Origin of the sequence: Sulfurospirillum sp. MES, assembly GCF_000789415.1 — a bacterium.
Classification (GTDB): domain Bacteria; phylum Campylobacterota; class Campylobacteria; order Campylobacterales; family Sulfurospirillaceae; genus Sulfurospirillum; species Sulfurospirillum cavolei.
The window spans coordinates 1-22897 of record NZ_JSEC01000006.1; the positions used below are offsets into that span (position 1 = coordinate 1).

Here is a 22897-nt window from a genome sequence, read left to right on the forward strand (position 1 = left end):
AAAAACACCAAATGAGTTTTTTCTGTTCCTCAAAGTGTTCAAAAAGTAAAAAATGTAAAGTTTCATAAACCCTGAGGAAACTTTTTATATAGGAAATTTACGATTTTCTATGTGCGAAAGTTGAGTAAACATGAAAAACGCGATGATCTGACCTATGATTTTTGGCTCAGAGACGACGTGAAATTTCAAGACGGTACACCCTTGAATGCCGATGCCGTCGTTGAAAATTTTAACCATTTTCTGCAAGGTGCTTTTACTTACACAGACATTCACCGCAAACTCAAATCCGTCGAAAAACTAGACGCGTACCGTATTCGCATTCATCTCAATGCCCCTTACGGTATGCTTTTTCACGATCTCGCACGCATCAATTTTTACACCAAAGAGTATTACCGACACCATCAATGGTCAAAAAGCATCACTGCCGAAAATACCGCTCTTGTAGGGCCTTTCGGTGCGGGACCGTATATTTTAACGCAAGGGTATGCAACGGGGTTAGCCCAAAGCGATACGGTTGTTTTAAAAGCCAATCCTTACTATTTTGAAAAATCGCAACCCTATATCCAAACTTTAACGATTCACACGCGTATGCCCATCGATCGCGTGATCGACGCACTAAGCAATAAAGAAGGTCAAATCGACATTGCCTTTATCCCGCTGAATAAAAAAACCGAGATCGTCAATTCAAAATACGCAAAATTATACACACTTCCTTCGACGACGACGCTGAGTTTTCATATGAATCTGATGAACCCCCAAACGCCTTTGCACGATCTTCGTATACGCCAAGCGCTGAATGAAGCTTTAAACCAAGAAAACCTCGTCAAATTTGCATACAAAGGCGAAGGCGTTCCCTCTCCTTTTCCGATCTCGGCGAACATGTACGCCGCCAAAGCACTTTCGAATGCTTACATGTCACACCCGCCCGCGCGAATGAGCGACGAGGAGATCGCACGCATTTTAAACGGCGTTCATCTCAAAGTCGTCACGCAAGACCGTTTTGTCTCGATCTGTAAAGGGATCGAATACCAACTTAAACGTTTCGGCGTCACGTTAAGCTACGATATTACAAGCGACGAAAAATACGTTTTCAAACAACTCTTAACCAATCGCGAACATCGGTACGATTGGGACTTGTTATTGTGGGGAAATGAGGATTGGTACGGGCATCCTTGGTCGAGCCTGTTTACGCTTTACACGCCCAACCAATGGTGTGCTATCGACAAAGACGACACGCTTGATGCATACATGCGAACCCTCTTTACGCTCGAAAACAGCGATTCTCGTTTTTTACCCTTGATGGATACTATTTTGAAACATGTGTATGAAAAAGCTTACATGTTAAGCATTCCTTCTCCCAATATGGTCGTAGGCATCAATAAAGAAGTCGATTTTACCCCCTCAAGCGTAGCGATTATGCGTCTATGGGAAGCAAAACTCACACCCTATCATTGGTCGATTCGCTCGTCGCCTCTGCCGCAAGAGCGTTTACGTTACCGTTTACCGACAAAGGTCTTACCCGATGAATAACCTCAGCATCCGCACCAAATTTCTCATTTTGGGCATTATCGCCTTTGTGTCGCTTTTATCGCTGGCACTTCTTTCGATGAACATTAATCAACGCGGCTTTGCCAACCTTCATCACGTCTTTACCGACTTCAAAAAAGTTCAAAACCTGCAAAGCAACTACATCGAACCGCTTTTTATGTTACGCGAAACGATGCTAACCATGGTCATGTCGCCCAACGACGACTATAAAAAGCGTGCGGATCAAAAGCTCATGCCCATTTTTAACAAGCTTGAAACGATGATCGAACAAGCTCCCGAACCGATAGCCGAACAATGGATTCGTTACAAAGAACTTTTGCTCACGACGCGCTCTTACGCCCTGCAAAGCTTTGACGAGGGCTCGTTTATGAATGCCGTTTCAGCGGAAAGAGACGCTTTTTACACGCTCATCGATTCATTGAAAGCCTTGCAAGAAGATCGTTTGGAAGCTTCGCAATCGACCTTTTCCAATGCCGAAAAAAACGTGATTCAAAGCCATTATTATTTGATTGCCGGTTTCTTTTTAATCGCCGTGATCAGCTTCTTGTTCGACTCGGTCATCGTCAAGCAAATCGTCGAGTCGATCGAAAAAGTTCAACACGGATTGCAACAGTTTTTTAGCTATTTGAAAAATCCCGCCAAAACGGACGAGCAGGTTTTTATCACGCTCGATCATAATGACGAACTCGGAAAAATGGCGCAAACGATCAACCAACATGTCGCAAGCGTGCAAGAGAGGCTCAATCAAGATCGATTGTTAATTCAAGAAGCGACGCAAACGGTAAATCATCTCAAAGAGGGGAAATTCGGTCAGCGATTGAGTTTAAGTTCCAACTACCACGAACTCAACGCGCTTAAAGACGTCATGAACGAAATGATGGACAGTTTGGAGCAAAAAATTCAAGCGGAGATCAAACAACGAAGCGATCAAGAAAAGCTTTTAGTCCAACAATCCAAACTTGCCGCGATGGGCAATATGCTCGGCAATATCGCCCACCAATGGCGTCAGCCCATCAGCGAAATCAACGCTATTTTGATGGAAGTCGAAGCCGTCGCGCGTTACGACACGTTAAGTCAAGAGAAGCTTCTCACGTACATCCATACCTGTTGCGACGTCACCGAACACATGTCCAATACGATTTACGATTTTCAAAACTTCTTTCAACCCTCCAAAAATAAAGAAAGTTTTAGCGTTATGGAAGCATGCAATAACGCCATCTCCATCATCAATGCTTCGCTCAAATACCATAACATCACGCTCAGCTATGATTACGCCGCCAAAGACAGTTTGATTATCGGCTATCCCAACGAGTTTGCCCATGCCGTTTTAAATATTTTATCCAACGCAAAAGACGTCTTAATCGAACGACGTGTTTTAGAGCCTTCCATTCGCATCAACATTAAAACGGGTAAGCACTTTACGATCATTCGTATCGAAGACAACGGCGGGGGCATCGCACCTGAAAATATCGATCGTATTTTTGAGCCCTATTTTACGACCAAACACGCTAAACAAGGCACGGGTATCGGGCTTTATATGACCAAAGCGATTATCGAGAACAACATGTAAGGCTACGTCAACGTCGAAAACACCGATCAAGGAGCACTCTTTTCGATCAAACTGCATTTACCGCTCTAAACGCCGTTTTTTCGCCATTTTTTTTCCACCAAATTCCCTTTTTTATCGCTTATACTCCTTCTTAGATTTCAAATATTTTAGTTACTACGGAGGTATTTTATGTGGAAACAAATCGCGGGTATCGCCTTGGCGTCAAGCGCGCTTTTTTCGAACGACGTCGTCTATTTCGTGAAAGAAAAGCCCGTTTATTTGGACGCAACATCCGGAAAAGTCGTGGGGAAACTTCTTCCTACTAACGCGGTCGAAATTCTTTCGCAAGAGGGTGATCGAATCAAATTTAAGATCACGGGGTATCAAAACAAAACTGCGCCCAACGTGATTTATTTTACCGACAAAGCACGTATCTTTTCTTTAGCCTTTGCTAAAAACATCACGCCCGTAACGCAAATCGTGGAAAGCAAAGATCAGTGGAATCTCGTTACCGCTGAAGCGTACACCACTAAAGGGGATTTTGAAAAAGAGCTTCAGCCGATGATGGAGAGAGCCGCTAAACTCTACTCGGATAATTGCTCCATGTGCCATACGCTCAATGCCGTCGATCACTTTACCGCCAATCAATGGCCATCTACGTTTCGCTCGATGCTAGATCGAACACCGATTCAAAAAGACGATGTGTGGTTAGTGACTCAGTATTTGCAAAAAAATGCCAGCGATATGAAAAAGTAAGAGGAGAACGTTATGCAAGAAACAATCAATCGAAGAGGATTTTTAAAAATCGGTGCCACATTAGAACATAAATGGGGACAGGCTACTTTTATGGAACTAGATAATAAATCTTTTACATGTAAATAAACAGTTTTAGGGGTCAGGGCTAAACTTTTAACTTTTTATACTTTAAGCCAATCTACCACAAACGCTCCAAAAATAATATCTCTTTAATCTTTAAAAATAAAACAGCAAACAAGCAAAAAAAGACCTTCTGCCTACTTATTGCACACCCGCCTAAGAAACCTTTTGATACAATGTCGTATTATTTTTTTTGGAGTCTGTAATGAGCAGTATTGTTTTTTTAAACGGAGATTTTTGTAAAGAGGAAGATGCGAAAGTATCGATTTTTGATCGTGGGTATCTTTTTGGCGACGGTATCTACGAAGTGGTTCCTGTTATTAATGGCAAAGTGATCGACAAAGAGCCTTTTTTTGAGCGTTTTGACGGGAGTATGCGCAAAATCGGTCTTCAAGCGCCTTATTCGCATGATGAGGTTATGACGATTTTAAATACCTTGATCGCGAAAAACGACGTCGTCGAAGGCGGAATTTACATGCAAGTTACGCGCGGCGTCGCCCCTAGAGAATTTTATTTTCCCGAGAACACGCCTACGACGTTTACGGCGTTTACCTTTAAAAAAGAGATCATTCACAACGCGCTCGCCGAAAAAGGGGTTAAAGTTTTAAGCGTTAACGATATTCGTTGGAAACGCCGCGACATCAAATCCATCTCGCTTTTGGGACAAGTGCTTGCCAAAGAAGAAGTCCACCAAAAAGGTGCTTACGAGGGCTGGATGGTCGAAGACGGTTTTGTCACGGAAGGTACTTCTTCCGCGGCGTTTATCATTAAAGACGGCGTCATCATCACGCGTCCCCTTTCAAACGCTATCTTACCGAGCATTCGTCGCAAACTTTTGATGGAATACACCAAAGAGAACAACATCAAAGTCGAAGAGCGTCTTTTTAGCATCGAAGAAGCCATCCATGCCGATGAAGCTTTTATGGCAAGTGCTACGATTTTCGTTCTTCCGATCGTTGAAATCGACGGAAAACCGATCGGTACGGGAAAACCGGGACCCATGGTTCAAAAATTACGTGCTATGTACGTACAAGCCGCACTTAAAGAAGCAAGCGAAGCCTAAGCGCATCGTATCGGGCGGTGACTCTATCCGCCCTTTTTTCACATACAAAGGGATACTCCTTCCATGTTAACCTTGGCAAAAAAAATGCAACACCTTGTCGATCTCATCGTCGTCAAATCGCCCGTAAGCGATAAAGAAGAACGTGTCAGGCTGAACCACTACGTGTGGGTAACGTTTATGATGCTTCCTATCACGCTGATTGCCGGAGCGTATCATGCCTCCGTACGCAATTACGCCTTGACGTTTTTAATCGTTCTCTTTTCGGCGTACCTCGTCACCACGCTTTTTTTGATTGCCAAAACCCGTAAAACGTACCTTTTGTATTTTGTCTCCAATGTCATTTTTACCGTTTTGATGATTTATCTGCTCTACCATGCCGATTTTGACGCCTCGATGATTTTATGGCTTTTTACCTATCCGTTGGGAACGATTTTTTTATTTGGAAATCGTATCGGTTTTATGTGGAGTTGCGTATTGCTTGCGATCGTCATGGTCTTTTTCATATGGGTTCCGCACGTCGATCACGCGTACGATCTAGCGTTTAAAATCCGTTTTTGCTTTTCGTATCTTGCGATCGCGTTTATTACCAGCTGGATCGAATACTACAGACATCGCTACCAACACGAGTCCGAAGCCAACCGTGAAGCCCTTTTAGCGGAACAGACCCTTTTAAAAGAAGAGATTCACAGACGCACGCTTTTGGAAGAGGAGTTGCACTACCTTGCGCAAACCGACATGCTGACCAAACTTTACAATCGCCGTCACTTTCTCAACTGCGCTCACAAAGAGTTCGTACGCGCCAAACGTTACGGTTACGATCTGGCATTCGCCCTTTTGGACGTCGACCACTTTAAACACATTAACGACAGCTTAGGACATCCCGTAGGCGACGTCGTACTGCAAACACTCGGAGAGTATTGCGTTTCTCAGGTTCGCGATACCGATATTGTCGGGCGATTGGGCGGCGAAGAGTTGGCATTTTTACTCTTACATGTCAACGAAGAAAAGGCGAAAGAGAAGATGGAACACTTGCGTATCGCTTTAAGCCGATTGCGTATCACGTACGCGCAAGGAATCGAGCCTTTAAACATTACCGCCAGTATCGGCGTGGCTTCGATTACCTCCGAAGTGCAAAGTTTTGAAGATTTGTATCTGCGTGCCGATAAAAAACTGTACGAAGCCAAAAACGCCGGACGCAACTGCGTGCGTTAAGAGGCTTTTTTGAGCTTTGCGTTCTCTTTTTTCGTATGTCCGAAACGATCCAAGCCGTAGCGATTGTATCCGTCGACGAAAATTTTCTGCGACGGATCGAAACTCTCGCCGCAAGCTTCTTTATCGTAAATCACTTCGATACCTCTTTTCCCGTCCTTAACGCGTAACATGTACTCTACGCCTTGAGCGACCATGGAGACTTTGGAAAAGTCGTTGCACTGTCGTTTCAGATCGTCCGGCAAGGTTTTGTATTTGTAAAGTTCGTCAAGAATCTCTTTCGACTGCGACGTCGTCGCATCGAGCAAAACCCGTTTTCCTTCCACATCGACATGTTGGACGACGAGCCTTAACTCTTTGTACTTAAACGTTTGCGGGAGATTGGACTCCATACTTTTTGCCATCACGGACGCAAGAAGTTCAGGCGTTATCTTAAAACCCGACTGGGCACACACAAGCGAAACCAAACATCCTAAAGCCATCCAAAAGCGCATGTCATATCATCCTCAAATAATTTTCGTAATTGTACTTCTTTTTTGAGCAGATGTCAGCCTCCTTTTGCTTCAAAAAAGATACAATATACGCTTTTAATTGAGAAAGGAACTACATGCACAAAAACTCTCTGAGTCGAGGTCTCAAAAACAGACACGTTCAGTTGATCGCCTTGGGCGGAGCGATCGGAACGGGACTGTTCTTAGGCGTTTCAACCACCGTCCAAATGACCGGTCCGGCGGTTCTTTTAGGCTATGCGTTAGGCGGATTTATCGCGTTTATGATTATGCGGCAACTCGGCGAAATGATCGTCGAAGAGCCGGTAGCAGGTTCTTTTAGCCACTTTGCAAATACTTATTGGCATCACTTTGCCGGCTTTGCTTCGGGCTGGAACTACTGGATGCTTTACGTTTTAGTCGGTATGGCGGAACTCACCGCTATCGGAACGTTTATTCATTTTTGGTTACCCAACGTTCCGACATGGGCGTCCGCGGCCTTCTTTTTCGTCATCATCAACCTCGTCAATCTTGCCAACGTACGTTTTTACGGCGAATTTGAATTTTGGTTTGCCATCATCAAAGTGATCGCGATTATTGCGATGATCGCTTTTGGTTCCTACCTTCTTATCAGCGGCAACGGCGGCGAACAAGCACATTTGAGCAACCTTTGGGCACTTGAGGGCGGTTTTATGCCGCACGGATTTTCAGGCTTTGCGATGGCGATGGTGTTTATTATGTTCTCATTCGGCGGGCTCGAACTGATCGGTATCGCAGCAGCCGAAACGGACGATCCGAGCCGTACGATTCCCCAAGCGACCAATCAGGTCATTTACCGTATTTTAATCTTCTACGTCGGAGCGCTCGTCGTTTTACTTTCGTTAATGCCGTGGATGAAAATGACCAAAGAGGTAACGCCTTTTGTGATGGTCTTTCACAGTCTGGATCAAAACTTTGTTGCACACATTCTCAACGCCATCGTTCTTACCGCCGCACTTTCGGTCTACAATAGCGGAGTTTACTCCAATTCGCGTATGCTCTACGGTCTTGCCGCACAAGGTAACGCACCCAAACGCTTTATGAAAACCAATCGCGCGGGCGTACCGGTCAATGCCGTTTTATTTTCGGCTCTCATTACGGGTCTGTGCGTCGTTTTGAACTACTTTATGCCCGAAGACGCTTTGAATTATCTCATGGCATTGGTCGTTTCGGCATTGGTTCTCAATTGGTTTATGATTAGTTACGCGCATCTAAAATTCCGCTTGGCGAAAAATAAAGAGAAAATCGTTCCGAAATTTAAAGCGTTGTGGTTTCCGTACGGAAATTATCTTTGCCTTGCGTTTTTCATCGGTATTTTAGTCGTGATGTGTTTCATCGACGGTATTCGTACGTCGGTTTTCCTCATCCCCGTTTGGCTCATCATTCTTGCGTTAGGCTATAAATTTTTACGCAAATAGTTCTGTTTTTTTCTTACATGTAAAGCCTTAACATGTAACCGACCTTGCGCTGCTGTTGACAAGCACGCCAAGGTCGGCTTTTTGTTCTATCCCAAAGATGAGGGATTTTACAAAAACTCTATTTTTCGAAGGAAATCGTGTGTGTTCGAAAACGACGCTTCCTTTTGAGGTTTTATACCGAGTGCTCCGCTATCTATGACGAATCGCTCCAAAACAGACTATGATGCGCCCATTTCATACAAAGGTCGTTTATGCCAAAAGAGATCAAAGCGCATTTATTGGTTTTACTCAACACGTTTCTCATCGCAGGCTCGTTCATAGCATCCCAAAAAATTGCAGGGCTCATTCACCCTATTTCGCTGGCACTGTTGCGTTTTGTTCTTGCGTCTATTTTACTGAGCCCTTTCATTTTTTTCAACTCTACGAAACGAGAAAAACTGACAAACACATTTCCTAGAGCGATGATGATTAGCCTATTTTATTCACTCTATTTCATCGCTTTTTTTAAAGCGTTGGAGATAACAACAGCGCTCAATACGGGCACACTTTACACGCTTGTACCGCTTGTCACGGCTATTTTGTGCATCTTTTTCTTTAAAGAGCGCATCAGCCCTTTTCAATTGCTGATTTATCTTTGCGGTATCGTGGGAACGGTGACTATCGTTTTTAAGGGCGAGCTCTCTTTGTTGCTTCATTTTTCAATCAACAGAGGCGATTTTATCTTTTTGAGTGCCGTACTTTTTATGGCTATTTATTCGATTTTGACCAAATTTTTGCATCACGAAGAGGATGACGTGCTAGTGTTGGTATTTATGACGCTTGTGGGTGGAAGTCTTTGGATGTTTACCGCATTGATGATCATGGACATACCGCTTCAATGGGGACGCATTACAGGCAATGCGCTCTTTTATATGCTTTATCTTGTCATCGGAGCAACGCTTTTAACGGTCTATCTTACACAAAAAGCCTCCATCATCATCGGTCCCAAAAAAGTGATGGCGTATGTTTACATCAACCCGGCAAGTATCGCTCTTTTACTCTATTTGATTGAAGGCGCTACACTTACATGGGACATTGGCGTGGGCATCGGTGTCTCTGCTGTTTCAACGCTCTTGCTACTGAACCATCACGCTAAGCGTTGAGTGTTACCGAGCCTTGTAAATACGGAACACACGTAGCTGAGACAAAAACACGCTCTTGCGTAACACGACAATAAAGCACGCCCGTACGTTTTGACGCTTGTAGCGCTACTAGTTCACTTTTTCCTAAACGCTTTGCCCAAAACGGTGCAAGTCCTGCATGAATCGAACCGGTCACAGGGTCTTCCACACCGCCGTTGGCAGGCCAAAAGTAGCGTGACGCAAAGTCATATGTCTTGCGTGGAGCGGTCACGACAACGTCCAAAGGGGCAAGCGTTTTTAGTTTTTCAAGATCAGGCACGACTTTTGCCACATCGTTTTCATCGTCATACACCGCAAAATAGGCTTGTTGGTTTTTGTAAAACTCAAGCGGTTGGATGGAAAGTCCATTTTGCAACGCTTCAGGGACATCGTCCACACGTTCAGGCTCACGGTTGGGAAAACACATCTCAATCAAACCATTTTCAAGCGCATTGACTTCTATCTTCCCGACCGCTTTCGCCCAAAACGTGATGCAAAACGGATGACCCAAATGGTTGAAAATGACATACGCACTCGCCAACGTCGCATGCCCACAAAAGTCGATCTCTTTGAGTGGCGAAAACCAACGAATCTCAAAAACGCCCTCAGCATTTTTCACAAAAAAAGCCGTCTCCGAGAGGTTGTTTTCAGACGCAATGCTTTGCATCATAGATTCTGGTAGCCAATGCTCAAGCGGCACAACGGCGGCTTGATTGCCTTTAAAGAGTGTGTCGGTAAAAGCGTCGATGATATAGATGGGAAGCTCAGTAAAGGTCATTGTTGTGTCCTATTCAGGATATTTTGAAATAAAAGTTTAGCGCATTGTCATTAAATTTTCATTTTCTCAAACTATTTTATGTTTTCATTCATACAAACTCTTTACATGTAAAAGTTGTTTATAGATTTTGAACACACTTTTTTATATATTTCACAATATAATGTACTAAAAAATTGGATACTCAATGTTTTTTATTCCTAGAAAACTTCGTAAGATTGATGATAGAAACTCCTCTTTTCATGAGTCTTTTACACTTGAATATCTTCTTAATGAGAATACTCAAGTCCTTGTTTTACTCGGCGAGCCAGGGAGCGGGAAAAGCTTTTTACTTAAATATTTTCATGATGAACATCCTAATACATCTGCTTATTTTTCACTTGCAAACATGAAAGATGAATTTTTCCAAGAGAATCTAGAAAATAAAAAATTTTTATTATTAGACTCTATTGATGAAGGATTATTTGAAGCAACATCTCAAGAAAGGTTCATTGCTTCATTACTCAAAAATCTTGAAAAAAATAAAGACAAAAAAATTGTCATTACATGCCGTTCTTTAGAATGGCGAGAAACTTTTGCAACACGATTAGAAGCACTTTTTGAAAAAGATTCGGTGAAAAAATTTGATTTTCTCCCTTTAGGAGATGATGAAATAATCCTTATCTGCTCACACTTTGGTCTTAATGATTATTCCTCATTTAAAAATTTTGTTGCAAACCATTATCTGCAAGGCTTTCTACAAAATATCTTTATGCTTATCGGTATGGTTCAACTCTATACGAAAAAAGAACTCCCCAACAATTCGCTTGAGATTTATGACAGAACCATCGAAAAAAATCTCATCAATTACAACGATGAACCACTTGAATATACCAATGAAGCAAATGAAAAAGAGAATATCTCACCAGCTAATGCAAAATCAGCGGTGCAAACGCTTGCAATTTATATGACACTGCTTCATAAGGTAGAAATTGAAAAGAAAGAAGCTGACACAATTCTTTCCAATTTTTCATCCAATGAAGTAAAAGCCATTCTTAATACCAAACTCTTTGATACAAAAAATACTAAAACAACTTTCATTCATAAGTCGATACAAGAGTTTTTAAGTGCTCAATTCCTACATAAAGCTAAAATACCCTTTCGTAAAATCAAGCAATTACTAACCAACAAAGGCTCTTTTTTAGAAGCCTATGAAGAGGTCATGGTCTTTTATTCCAATTTTCAGACAAGCTATTTCGATGAAATACTTAACATTGATCCTTTCATTTTACGAAGACATCCCACATTAAATGAAGTGCAAGAAGCCCAACTCTTCACGGCTATTATGAATCTTTTACAGCAGGATAAAACAAGACTGTGGGGAAATTGGAGCAAACTTTACCATACAACGCTCGTACAATTTAAATCTATTGATGCAATAAGAAAAACACTCTATCGAGATTTTCAGCCATCACAACTCAACGATGAGCAGATTGATTATCTCTCCTATATCGTGACCAATAATGACAGTATTGAGATTGAAGAATTTTTACTCAAAGGGTTGCCTGATTATTCTAAAGAACAAGAATTTCCTGCTCAACTTTTAACTTATTATTGCAAAGACAGATGTGTTATAAAACTTTTTGATTTATTGGAAAAACAAAATGCATGGAAAAATATTTCTGATGATTATTTGCAAATTTTTATCGATAGACTTTATAATCTAATTGATTTCAAACGATTGATACCATTGTTTAAAACCATTAAATACCCTCATCGTATCGATACAACGGTAAGTTTATTTTCATATAAGCTAGTGATGCAACTTTTTGAAGCTTTTCAAGAAAAAAGCAACAGCCGCAGGCACCACGAGTATCCACTTGCATGTTTACAGTGGTTTTTAGAACATTATGAAGAGTGCAAAAGACACAACTCAAATTTTCTGCAATGGTTTTTTATAGAAAAATTAGAAACATTGGGTTACGTTTATTATTATCAACCTGAACCGTGTTTTACAAAACTATCACAAGAATTTTTTGATGATATTTTTGCGCTCTATTTTCACCCTGAATTTGAAAAGTATCATCGTATTTTAGAACTTTTTGAACGTTTTTTCACACCAGAAGCATTACAAAGCATATCACTTCCAACATTGTTTAAAACCTATCCTTTGGATACTCATTTAAGAGCTTATCGAAGTTTAATCAATCGTCTACCGCTCAATGAAATTGAGTTAGTGAAGCAACATCCCACCATCCAACAATGGCAAAAAGAAGAAGAGAAAGAGCGTATAAAAACTCAAAAAGAGTATCAAAAAAACGTGGCAAAACGCCAACAACACATCGATACTCAAAAACAAAAATATCAAATGTGGCTTGGCGATATTGATACATATTGGCTTGCTATTTTTAATAACCAAAAGAATCAAGACAATTTTGAGAAACTTCGTGAAAACCTTATCAATGATTTGCAGGGAAATTATCCTATCTTTGTCAAAAAATTACAGGATGAGTTTAAAACACATCAGCTTTATCTTAAAATTCAAGCTAAGGAAGCATCTCGCTATCATTTTTCTGAAGCAATGGCTTTTTTATTTGAAGAACTTCATCTCACACAAAAACTTGATAATGTGATACAAACAAAAGAAGATTATGGAAAACTGTTTGATTACACATTAGATGCTTTCAATCAAGAGAGTGCGCCCTTTTTTATGGCACAATCCAATCGCTTTCAAACAGACTATCTCGAAAAAATGCACCAACATCTTGACTATCTATTTTTAGATGTAGATAATCGTCTTTATATTGTTTCGCACATTCGAAAGACGATTCAATCATTTACGAACCCTGACTTTAACGCGATTAATACTTTTATAAATTCAATCATTAATTTTTTCGATAAAAATATTGATCAACTCAATGAACATCTCCAAGAACAATTTCTTGTTTTAATTACATTGACTACAAACGGCTTTGAAGTCTTAACAACACTCTATCAAGCAAAACCATGCAATCTATTTGCATATTTAAAAGCATTGATGAGCATTGATATAAACAAAGCTTTAGAGTATTTTTTTAACTCCTTGTATTCAAAGAACCATGAAACTTTAAAATCATGCTTGTCTGCATTTTATGAATACCAAGGTCGTTATGAAAAAAAAGATATTAGCGAAATAGATGCACAGTATTGCCAAAAGCTGATTGAAGCTTATTATGAAAACCTATTAGACACAAAACCTTATCATAAATCAGGCGAATCCTATACGCCTCAAGCAGAAGATAATTGGGAAAGAGTTATTTCACATCTTGAACAGGAATTAAAAAAGAGAGGCGATGAAGAAGCATTTATTCATTTAGTAAAAAGTCCTATTGAAGCTTTACGAGATATGGCAAACTACTCTCTTCGGCAAATAAGAATAAACACAGAAAAAACAAACTTTGACATTAAATGTATTCAAAGTTTTTTCCAGCGAAATGCTGAAATAATCAAAAATGATGATGATTTATTAGATCTCCTTTTAGAAACATTAGAAGAGATACAAAAAGATTTCAAAGGAGGATATGGCATTGTCAATCTTCTTTATAAAGATACGATTCATCCAAATGAAGCTCTAGTAAAAGAGCTTAAAAAGAACTATGACAAAGAGCTGATTCAAAACTATCATAAAAAGCCTCGCATCGAATCTTACTTTCAAAGATTAATCGCTTATATGCTCAATGAAAAATTAAAGCAAAAATCATTTGTGATTCATCGTGAAATTGCAGTTGAAAAAAAACATGAAGAAAATAAGCCCGATATTATCGTTAGCAATGGAGTGTGCTCTGTTTTAATTGAATGTAAAAGAGACGACAATGATCCTAAAAAATATGTCAAAGAGCAACTGATCGATAAATATCTTTCACGTTCAGAGTATTCAAGACTTATTTATTTGATCGCTATTTATGATCCAAAAAATCATCATAAACTTGAAAAAACCATCTCTAAAGAGATAGCTTTGCATCAAAAAGAAAATGAGATTTTTCCTTTTTACATGGAAGTTTTTGATTGAGTAATTTTACATGTAAAGACATTTTCAACTAAACAATTCCGAATGCGAGCCAAGTCGTATAAGGTTGAGTGTTTGCTCATCAAACATGTAGACAACCAACAAATCACCACTGATATGAAACTCTCTAAACCCTGACCAATTACCTTCAAGTGCATGATCTAAAGCTTCAGGAGGTAAAGGTTCACATTGGAGGAGTTTTGTTACATAAACGACAAATTTAGCAAAATGCTTTTCGCTCATTTTTACATGTAAAAAATCTTTCGTAAACTGTTTATGTCTCTTAATGCTGAGCACTTTTTTGACTTTCAAATTCTGTTTTTAGCTCTTCAAGTGTGACGGTTTCCATATTGATGCCCAAGCGCGCTTCATGCATCGCTTTTGCCGTTGTTTCATTAGGAATTTTAAGCTCAAAAGGAATGCCATTTTCGCTTTTAACTTTGGCTAAGAACATATTAATCGCTTGAGAAGTCGAAATGCCTAATTGTTTAAAAATAGCTTCTGCGGACTGTTTCAATTCAGCGTCACATCTGGCTCTAATCGTTGCTTCGAGTGCCATTTTTTCTCCTTATTTTATTTTGTAGCACCATTGTAGCACAAATTTGCTACAATGGCTAGTACAACTTCCCAAACTGATCTAAATGCGTGAGGTAAAGCCTGACGTCAAACTCAAGTTGATGGTAACTTGGCTCCATTTTTTCGCACAGGGCATAAAAGGCTTTGTTGTGAACTTTTTCTTTTAAGTGTGCTAATTCATGCACGCAGATCATCTTTAAAAAAGGCTCCGGTGCGGTTTTGAAAAGCGTTGCGATACGGATTTCGCTTTTGCTTCGAAGGCGTCCGCCGTGGTTTTTGATGGTGGTGCGATGCAGCCCAAGTGCGTCGTTAATGTCACTGATCTTTCCGTCGTACGAGACGCGGCTGATCGGTTCGCTTTTACGAAGAAATTCCGAACGTAACGCTATGACGTAGGCATACAAGGCTTTATCGCCGCTGATCGCGTGCGTGGTGGGGTACTTTTTTAGCAGGTATAAACCGAGTTTTTCCTCGTCGATGAGGCGTTGTACTTGTTGTTGCAGGCTATGAGGATAGTGTTCTACGTAGTTTAAAGGATTCATCGTGCCTCATCGCATCGTTGAAAGCGACGAAAACGTTTTTTGAGATTTTCGGCTTTACATGTAGCGATACATGTACGTTTATCTTCACGCAAATCCGCTTTCAGCAGTGCCGAAAGTTCTCGAAGTTCGGTTTGATGCAACGCGTTATAGCGTTTGATACGTTTGATTTGCACATGTTTATCCTGTACGTTTCCCAAGGCGGTTTGCATCGGCTTCAAACTCTTGGCAAAATCTTTCCAGCCAAGAGCGTCGCAGGTATAGCGTAAGGTTTTGTAGTGTAGGCGTAGTTGATGTAAACGTTCGTTGGAAGCATCCGCCACGAGGTGTTGCGAAAGCTTAGCGATCTTTTTCACGCGGGCGCGAACGATTGCTTCGAGACGGTGTGAAGCATGTTTTTGCGTTGGAGTGAGATACAAGCTTGCATCTTCTACGCAACGTTGTAGCGATGAAAGCATCTCAGATTCGCGCTCGTAGCGTTCGCAAAAACGATCGTATGCGTCTTGTCGTTCTTGGCGCAAAATGTTTTCAACCGCTTCGAGTTCAGCAAGCGAAACGGCTTCGACGCGGTTTTTATACGTCTCGATGCACGCTAAAAAGACATCCAAATCCCGCATGGCATTGGTCTCTTTTTGCAAAAATTTAAGGGTTTGTATGAGGACTTTGCGGCGTTTTTTTTCCAAAAACGAACCGAACTCTTGGCATAAAGAGCGGCTAAAACGAAGGTGTATGCGATAACGATGCAAACTCTCCGGCTCGTCGGTTTGTATAAAGCGTTTGACATGTAAGGCTATCTCGCTTTGCGCGTGCATGAGATTTTGTTGGAGAAGCGTTGAAATTTCAAGCGTACCGTGATCGTTTAAAGAGCTCATTTGTCGCCTTTAGAAAACATTGTATAAGTATCAAGAGAAAGAAAAAGCACTCACCGTATCGAAAAAGATTGTAGTATTTTAATCGTAAAAACGGCATTAAAAAGCCCGTATATTTACTTTCCGTATAACAAATAAGGCTATAATAGGACATCTTTAATGCATGTTCTTGTCATACTGCAAGAACGTTTGAATTGTCACAAAGGCTCTATGATGAATGAACGAATGGATGAAATGCTTCAAGACTTAAGTGCGCTAGAGCGCAAACCGACATCGGGCATCGGAACGTATTTAAGCTTAATCGCCCTACCGAGTGCGGCGTATCTTTATTTTATTCTCGGGTATTTGGACGTTCTTCACTTCCATGTCGGCATACACAGCATCGTTTTGATCGGACTGATCTTTTTCGTGTCGCTTGTGTTTGCCAAACATAACGGAGAGTACGGCGCATGCACGTTTCGCCGCTACGGCAACGAGCTCAAAAGCGAACTCAACGCGTACGTGACGAAAAACCTTATGCGTATCGGCGAAACCGAAAAGTCAAACGCAACGTTCGAGACGTTTATGGACGCTTACGCTAAACGCATTCGAAACGACAATTATGCTTCAATCGCCGCGGGCGTTTTCCCGACGATGGGAATTTTGGGTACGTTTATCTCCATCGCGTTGACGCTTCCCGATTTTTCGTCTCAAACGGCGGGTGCTTTGGAGCAAGAGATTTCCGTTTTGCTAAGCGGCGTGGGCACGGCGTTTTACGTCTCGATTTACGGTATTTTGCTCTCACTTTGGTGGATTTTCTTCGAAAAACGAGGACTCAGCCGTTTCGATCGAGACGTTGAGATTATTCGTGAAGCGACCGCATCGCTTTTTTGGACCAAAGAAGAGATCGAACAAGCCTACCTCAAAGAAAACCTCCAACATTTTGAAAAAATCGGCTTGATGTTCGAACGTCTCAGCTCAAACGACTTTTTCGAGCGCTTGGGTAAAAATATCGAATCAAAATTTGAACTCTTCGACGAAATGCTCACCATGGAAGCCAGTGCGGTCAAACGCGTCTCCGAGCATATCAAAGAGGGTATGGACACGTTAGCGCGTTCCCAAGAAAAGCAAAAAGGGTTGATCGAACTGCACGAACAAATGCTTGCCAAAATCGAGGGCTTTAACGAAAATACGACGGCGTTACATGTCAAAATGACAGAGAACCACGAAGAGATGATCGCCACCAATCAAGAGCTTTTACGCGTACTCAAAGAATCCGCCGCGGCGCGCAATCCCAACGAGCCTAACGCGGAAGTCGAATCGCTCAAAGAGAGCCTCAAAATGATCGACGCCGAAACCGAAGAGATCATTCAAAAAATGGATGCGTTAAAATAATGCGCTACCGTCCTTCAAAAAGCTCGGATCAAAACTTTTGGGTCTCTTACGCCGACTTGATGGCAGGGCTTTTGTTCGTCTTTATTTTGCTCATCGGCGCGATCGTCGTCAAATACGTCTACGTTCAGACGGATTTGAAGGGCATTAAAAACGATCTTGAGGCGCAAACGCGCGTCTTACGTCAAAGTCAAGAGGAGCTTTTACGCCAAAAACAAGACTTTTTACGCCTCAAAACCGATATGAACGCGACCAGTGCTTCATTGCAAATCGCCCAAGAGTTGTTGATGCAAAAAGAGTCCGATTTGAACGCATCCAACGCGAAATTGCAATTAAGCGACCAAGAGATCGAAAACCTTAAAAAGCTTCTTTTGGAAACCGAACTGGCACGCGACGAAATCAAAGGCGAATTGGTCGCCAGCCAAATGGAACTGGGCACGACGACGCAAACGTTGAAGCTCAAAGAGGGAGAACTCGCTCTTTTGAGCGCAAAACTCTTGGAAAGCACCGCGGCGCATCAGCAACTGGTTGATGATTTGAATCTGACCAAAGCGCGCATTAAAAACCTGACGGGACTTCGCATCAAAGTAGTACAGGAGTTGAAAAACAAATTGGGCAAGAAGATCGATATCGATCCCAATAGCGGAGCGATTCGACTTCCCTCGGGCGTTCTTTTCGACGTGGGCTCTTACGAGATCAAACCCGAAGCCAAAGCACGCTTAAAAGAGACCTTGCAACCCTATTTGGACGTTCTTTTAAACGACGCGTCCATACGTGAAAACATCGACCACATTATGATCGAAGGGCATACCGACTCAGACGGTACCTATATGCACAATCTGGATCTTTCCCAAAAAAGAGCCTATGCGGTTATGGCGTTGATCTATTCGTGGGACGAAAGTAAAAACGCGCTTTTACAACGTTACGTCAGTGCCATCGGACGCTCTTACAGCGACCGTATCTTTAAAAACGGCATCGAAGACAAAGACGCGTCGCGTCGCATCGAAATCAAATTTAGCCTCTCCAACAAACAAGCCATTCAAGAGATCGAAACGTTTTTACAACGCAAAAACGAATAAAGCGCAAAGAAGGAAATCCTCTTTTTCTCAAGAGTTCTACAAGAACTCTTTTCTTTGCGGTATCGATTTTGTAGCTATTCTCTCTTTTTTACGTGCATTTACCGCTTCATTTTCACAATGTCACTTCCGTCGATCATTTTTATGTTAAGATAATCGCTAAGGAATAAAGGAGAAAATATGGCCTTGATTCAAAAAAACATTTGGACGATTTTTTATATTCTTCTTCTTTGCGGTATCGGCTTTTTAGGCGTCGTATCGTACGCCAAATGGGATAACGTTCGCGAACACTACGCCGAAGATCAGATCAATCTCGTAAAACTCGTCGGCAACGCGACGCACTCTTTGCTTCTATCGCAAGAGATGATACTCGATGTTTTAGGCAAACAAGTTCTCAGAGACAAAGATCCTCGTATTTTAGACGAATTGCTCTTGCTCAATCCCTCCGTCGTAGCCTTCGGTTTTGTCGATGTCGAGGGCAATTACCGTTACGTCAATACCAAATTTGACAAAGCCAAACTCCCCAATCTTCGTCAAAACCCTCTCACGAAAGAGTCGTTCGAGTATACCCTCACGCAAGAATCGATGATCTTAGGCAGAACCTATTATATCGCGGCAAGCGGACGCTGGGGCATTCCGATTCGCAAAAGCGTTGTGGACGATTCGGGTAAAATCATGGGCGTTATGACCGCCGGACTCGGCATAGAAGGAGCGTTTAAAATTTACACCGAGAACCTTTCGCTTGGAGATTACAATAAAGTCACGCTCATTCGAGAGCGCGATCATTTTGTTCAATTTCAATCCGCAAGCCGCGAAATCTCTAAAGAAATTTACGAAAACCCTCTTCCCCAAACGTTTTTTAATGCATTGATGGACGCAATCGTGCAACGATACGCCGTTTCCAAAGACGACATTAAAGCAAGCGGCCGTATTTACACCGCAAATGCGCGCGACGTGACGGGAGAGAATATCCAGTTTGCGCTCAAGTACGAACCCCGCTATGCATTATGGATTCTCTCCGATATTGACGAAACGCAAATTACGCGCGAATTTATGAACCATTTTTTCATCTACATCCTTCTTTTTGTCGGCGTACATGTTGTTTTGTTTATTCTCTTTAAAATCATTTCGAACGCGGAGAACAAACGCCGTGCCGATTTAATGTTCCAAGCCACGCACGATTCGCTTACGCATCTGCCCAATCGCGCTTACTTTCAACAATACATCCACGATTGGATGGGCGAAAACGCTCCGCCTTTTAGCCTTTTGTACCTTGATTTAGACCATTTTAAAAACGTGAACGACAGTTTCGGACATCATTTCGGCGATCTCTTGCTCATCGAATTTTCAAGGCGGCTTTTAGAGGTTAAGACGCCCGAAAGCATCGCCATTCGACAAGGCGGCGACGAGTTTCTTCTCTTAAGCTACGTAACGGACGATCACGAACTCTTAGCCCAAGCCGAAAAAATTATGCAAGAGATTTCCAAACCTTACCGTATCAAACAGTTTAATTTTGTGGTAGGTGCAAGCATCGGTATCGCCAAGTATCCTGAACACGCCCAAAGCGTGGATATGCTTTTGCGTGCCGCCGACATTGCGATGTACGAGGCGAAAAAATACAAAAATAGCGTTCGTCTTTTTGCCGCTTCGATGCAAGAAGGATACCTCAATCGCGTGATGATGGAACATATGCTCCGCCAAGCATTGGAAAAAGGGGAGCTTTACGTCGCGTATCAACCGCAGATGGATAGAAACGGCGTTATGTACGGCGTCGAGGCGTTAGCGCGATGGCAAAATGCCGAATTGGGGCTCGTTCCGCCCGATCAATTTATTCCGGTCGCCGAAGCATCGGGTTTGATGCCCAAATTGGGAGATTATATCTTGAAAAAAACGCTCGAAGAGATGCAACGTTTTCAAGAGACGTTAGACATAAGGTTTCAAGTCTCCATTAATATCTCGATTAAGCAATTTATGGAAGTGAACTTTCTTGAAAAGCTCACGCGCGAAATCCAAAAAACTAAGCTCGACAACCTTGCGATATGCCTTGAAATTACGGAAAGTCTGTTTATCGAGGACATCGACTATCTTTTGCCGCTTCTAAAAAAAATACGCGAAATGGGGCTGTACATCTCGATGGACGACTTCGGTACGGGTTATTCGTCGCTCAATATTTTGCGTAAATTGCCTGTCGATGAACTCAAAATCGATAAGAGTTTTATCGATACCCTCATCGAGGACGTTACCGCGGAAAAGATGGTTCAAAATATCATCACGATCGGTAAAAATTTAGAATTGGCGATTTTAGCCGAAGGTGTAGAGACCAAGGCGCAAGAAGAGAAGCTTCTACATTTGGGGTGCGATCGTTTTCAAGGCTATTTTTACGCTAAACCGTTGACTTACGACGCACTCCAAACGTTTGTAGAAGAGCAAAAAAGACATTGACATGTAAAGCCGTTTATCACTCCAAAAGCTTCTTGTATCGCAATGCGTCCAAGGTAATACTTTTGCGTAAAGGCAATTCGTCGCTTGAGGGAGTGAGTAAATTCGTCGCAAAAAAGTAAACGCCTTTAGAACTTTCCACATAGCCCACGTACCAACCGTGATGCTCGGCATCTTTGGGAACCGCCCAGCCTGTTTTCGCACGAACCGTGTAGTTAGCTCCTTGCTCGTCTATCATAATTTTTTTCAGAAAATCAAGATGTTTTTGCGCAAACGGTAAATCGTTTGTGTAAAGTTTTTTCAAAAATGCACTCTGCTCGTAAGCGCTGATGCGAAGCTTGCCATCCAGCCAAAAACGCTCGACGTCATTGCCCGTTTTTTCGTTGCCGTAGTGCAGTTTTTTAAGGTAACTATCGTACTTTTCCAAGCCGATGTGACGCGCGAACTTTTGGTAACACCAAACACACGACGTTTTAAACGCACTCTCTAAGGTTTGGTCTTGGTTCCATGCGGGAATGCTTCGTTTTACTTTATCCCAAACAATCAGGCTCTTTTCATTCACGACACCTTCTTCTAGGGCGATAAGCGTATTAGGAATTTTAAACGTAGATGCGGGCAAGAGCGGCATTTTAGCACGCGCTTCATTATAAACAAACGACTCTTTACCATCAAGTGATTCGATAACCATCGTACCTTTGACGCCAAAATCGTCAAAGAGTTTGGCAAGGGTTGCGTCATCATTTGCCAAAAGCGATAGTGACCAAAAAAGGAGAGGCAATAACCATCTCATGATGACTCCTTTTTTGCTAAATTATAACCAAAAAGAAACGGTGAATTCCTTTTTCTTTTACATGTAATTTTCGCTTGCTATGCTACTATGTACCATTATATTTTTATGTTTACATGTAAGGAGTGTCCATGAAACCTTTTATCAGTATGATCAGCCTTGGAGTAAGCGATTTGAACGCTTCCATTGCCTTTTATCAAACGGGACTTGGTTTTCCACGAATGGAACCCTACGATGAGAATATCGCTTTTTTTACTTTAAATGGAACATGGCTAGCACTGTACGAAAAAAAAGCGTTGGCAGAAGATGCCAATATCGCCTTTGATGAAAGCCATTTTCATGGCTTTACCCTTTCACATGTACTAAGCAGTGAAGCCGAAGTGGATGCACTGTTTAAAGAAGCCATTCAAGCAGGAGCCACACCTACCAAACAACCTCAAAAAGTATTTTGGGGCGGTTATAGCGGCTACTTCAAAGACCCTGACGGTCATTTGTGGGAAATCGCTTATAATCCTTTTTTTAAGATAGGTGGAAATTAACTAATTGCCCCATTTTTTACATGTAAAGCCTAAAATCACCCTTCTGTAGGATTTTGGGGACCATTTAGTTGAAGTTCGTAAAAGGCTAAGTCGAGCCATTGACTAAATTTATAGCCTGCTTTGTGGATAATGCCAGCGGAGTGAAAGCCTAGTTTTTCGTGCAGATGAATACTTTTGGTATTGGCAGCATCAATGCCTGCTACGAGGGTAGCGTATCCTTTGGCATTGGCATCTTCGATGATGGTTTCAAGTAAAGCTTTTCCAAAACCGTGTTTGCGAAACTCTTTGTGAACGTACACGGAATGTTCAATAGTGTACTTGTAAGCAGGACTGCTTCTAAACGAGCCATAGGTGGCATACCCGACAACGTTTCCCTCGTGTTCGTAGACCCACAGAGGATAACCCTCTTCGCATTTTTTGCGAAACCAAAGTTGGCGTTCTTCTAAGGTCTTGGCGTGGTACGTGTAAACAGCAGTGGTATTTAAAATAGCATCGTTGTAAATCGCTAAGATCGCTTCCAAATCATTTTCTGAAGCGAAGCGAATCATGGTA

Annotated in this window: 20 protein-coding genes; 12 read left to right on the plus strand and 8 right to left on the minus strand. The window is 41.8% G+C overall.

What is annotated here, in order from left to right:
* Nucleotides 1–120: 120 nt before the first annotated feature.
* From OA34_RS09130 to OA34_RS09150, 5 genes are all read left to right on the plus strand, one after another.
* Nucleotides 121–1530, plus strand: a complete 1410-nt coding sequence (locus OA34_RS09130) for an ABC transporter substrate-binding protein (protein ID WP_286682954.1) — start codon at nucleotides 121–123, stop codon at nucleotides 1528–1530.
* Nucleotides 1523–3118, plus strand: coding sequence for a sensor histidine kinase (locus OA34_RS09135; protein ID WP_286682955.1), 1596 nt, complete (start codon nucleotides 1523–1525; stop codon nucleotides 3116–3118). The genes OA34_RS09130 and OA34_RS09135 overlap by 8 nt, the downstream gene beginning before the upstream one ends.
* A 168-nt stretch (nucleotides 3119–3286) precedes the next feature.
* Complete coding sequence (locus tag OA34_RS09140; protein ID WP_039674611.1) at nucleotides 3287–3853, plus strand: hypothetical protein; 567 nt, start codon at nucleotides 3287–3289, stop codon at nucleotides 3851–3853.
* A gap of 325 nt (nucleotides 3854–4178) precedes the next feature.
* Entirely contained in the window at nucleotides 4179–5036 is an 858-nt protein-coding gene (locus OA34_RS09145; RefSeq protein WP_039674613.1) for a D-amino-acid transaminase, read from the plus strand.
* A 63-nt stretch (nucleotides 5037–5099) separates the two neighbouring features.
* Nucleotides 5100–6248: a GGDEF domain-containing protein gene (locus tag OA34_RS09150; RefSeq protein WP_039674615.1), complete on the plus strand. Its 1149-nt coding sequence runs from the start codon at nucleotides 5100–5102 to the stop codon at nucleotides 6246–6248.
* Here OA34_RS09150 and OA34_RS09155 read toward each other — a convergent pair.
* The gene (locus tag OA34_RS09155; RefSeq protein WP_039674617.1) at nucleotides 6245–6739 is read right to left on the minus strand and encodes a hypothetical protein; all 495 of its coding nucleotides are present in this window, start codon (nucleotides 6737–6739) and stop codon (nucleotides 6245–6247) included. The two genes, OA34_RS09150 and OA34_RS09155, sit on opposite strands and share 4 nt — an antisense overlap.
* 113 nt (nucleotides 6740–6852) lie before the next feature.
* Here OA34_RS09155 and OA34_RS09160 point away from each other — a divergent pair, with 113 nt between their 5' ends.
* On the plus strand, nucleotides 6853–8190 hold the full coding sequence (locus OA34_RS09160; protein WP_039674618.1) for an amino acid permease: 1338 nt from the start codon (nucleotides 6853–6855) through the stop codon (nucleotides 8188–8190).
* A 251-nt stretch (nucleotides 8191–8441) separates the two neighbouring features.
* Nucleotides 8442–9332 (plus strand): DMT family transporter, encoded by an 891-nt coding sequence (locus tag OA34_RS09165; protein ID WP_039674620.1) that lies wholly within the window; start codon nucleotides 8442–8444, stop codon nucleotides 9330–9332.
* On the opposite strand, the gene OA34_RS09170 is transcribed toward OA34_RS09165, so the two are convergent.
* Entirely contained in the window at nucleotides 9322–10128 is an 807-nt protein-coding gene (locus OA34_RS09170) for a PhzF family phenazine biosynthesis protein (RefSeq protein WP_039674622.1), read from the minus strand. The genes OA34_RS09165 and OA34_RS09170 overlap by 11 nt on opposite strands.
* Nucleotides 10129–10312: 184 nt before the next feature.
* On the opposite strand from OA34_RS09170, the gene OA34_RS09175 reads away from it, so the two are divergent.
* Nucleotides 10313–14152: an NACHT domain-containing protein gene (locus OA34_RS09175; RefSeq protein ID WP_039674624.1), complete on the plus strand. Its 3840-nt coding sequence runs from the start codon at nucleotides 10313–10315 to the stop codon at nucleotides 14150–14152.
* A 24-nt stretch (nucleotides 14153–14176) separates the two neighbouring features.
* Here OA34_RS09175 and OA34_RS09180 read toward each other — a convergent pair whose 3' ends face one another.
* Genes OA34_RS09180 through OA34_RS09195 form a run of 4 tightly spaced genes read right to left on the minus strand, consistent with a single transcriptional unit; the run spans nucleotide 14177 to nucleotide 16136 of the window.
* A complete protein-coding gene (locus OA34_RS09180) occupies nucleotides 14177–14461 on the minus strand; it encodes a type II toxin-antitoxin system YafQ family toxin (protein WP_286682956.1) in 285 nt (94 codons plus the stop codon).
* A complete protein-coding gene (locus OA34_RS09185) occupies nucleotides 14433–14708 on the minus strand; it encodes a type II toxin-antitoxin system RelB/DinJ family antitoxin (RefSeq protein ID WP_039674628.1) in 276 nt (91 codons plus the stop codon). The genes OA34_RS09180 and OA34_RS09185 overlap by 29 nt, the downstream gene beginning before the upstream one ends.
* Before the next feature lie 55 nt (nucleotides 14709–14763).
* Nucleotides 14764–15267: a YgjP-like metallopeptidase domain-containing protein gene (locus OA34_RS09190; RefSeq protein WP_039674630.1), complete on the minus strand. Its 504-nt coding sequence runs from the start codon at nucleotides 15265–15267 to the stop codon at nucleotides 14764–14766.
* A complete protein-coding gene (locus tag OA34_RS09195; protein ID WP_039674632.1) occupies nucleotides 15264–16136 on the minus strand; it encodes a CHAD domain-containing protein in 873 nt (290 codons plus the stop codon). Before OA34_RS09195 ends, OA34_RS09190 begins: the two co-directional genes overlap by 4 nt.
* A 210-nt stretch (nucleotides 16137–16346) precedes the next feature.
* Here OA34_RS09195 and OA34_RS09200 point away from each other — a divergent pair, with 210 nt between their 5' ends.
* The 3 genes from OA34_RS09200 (at nucleotide 16347) to OA34_RS09210 (ending at nucleotide 21022) form a co-directional block, all read left to right on the plus strand.
* On the plus strand, nucleotides 16347–17507 hold the full coding sequence (locus OA34_RS09200) for a MotA/TolQ/ExbB proton channel family protein (protein ID WP_039674634.1): 1161 nt from the start codon (nucleotides 16347–16349) through the stop codon (nucleotides 17505–17507).
* Nucleotides 17507–18583 carry an OmpA family protein gene (locus tag OA34_RS09205; protein WP_039674635.1) on the plus strand — a complete coding sequence of 359 codons (1077 nt, stop codon included), beginning with the start codon at nucleotides 17507–17509 and terminating at the stop codon, nucleotides 18581–18583. Before OA34_RS09200 ends, OA34_RS09205 begins: the two co-directional genes overlap by 1 nt.
* A gap of 177 nt (nucleotides 18584–18760) precedes the next feature.
* Nucleotides 18761–21022, plus strand: a complete 2262-nt coding sequence (locus tag OA34_RS09210; RefSeq protein WP_039674637.1) for a bifunctional diguanylate cyclase/phosphodiesterase — start codon at nucleotides 18761–18763, stop codon at nucleotides 21020–21022.
* A 16-nt stretch (nucleotides 21023–21038) separates the two neighbouring features.
* Here OA34_RS09210 and blaOXA read toward each other — a convergent pair whose 3' ends face one another.
* Nucleotides 21039–21809 (minus strand): class D beta-lactamase, encoded by a 771-nt coding sequence (blaOXA, locus tag OA34_RS09215; protein WP_039674639.1) that lies wholly within the window; start codon nucleotides 21807–21809, stop codon nucleotides 21039–21041.
* A 128-nt stretch (nucleotides 21810–21937) separates the two neighbouring features.
* On the opposite strand from blaOXA, the gene OA34_RS09220 reads away from it, so the two are divergent.
* On the plus strand, nucleotides 21938–22345 hold the full coding sequence (locus tag OA34_RS09220; protein ID WP_039674641.1) for a VOC family protein: 408 nt from the start codon (nucleotides 21938–21940) through the stop codon (nucleotides 22343–22345).
* 35 nt (nucleotides 22346–22380) lie between these two features.
* On the opposite strand, the gene OA34_RS09225 is transcribed toward OA34_RS09220, so the two are convergent.
* Nucleotides 22381–22893, minus strand: coding sequence for a GNAT family N-acetyltransferase (locus tag OA34_RS09225; RefSeq protein ID WP_039674643.1), 513 nt, complete (start codon nucleotides 22891–22893; stop codon nucleotides 22381–22383).
* Between the last annotated feature and the right edge of the window lie 4 nt (nucleotides 22894–22897).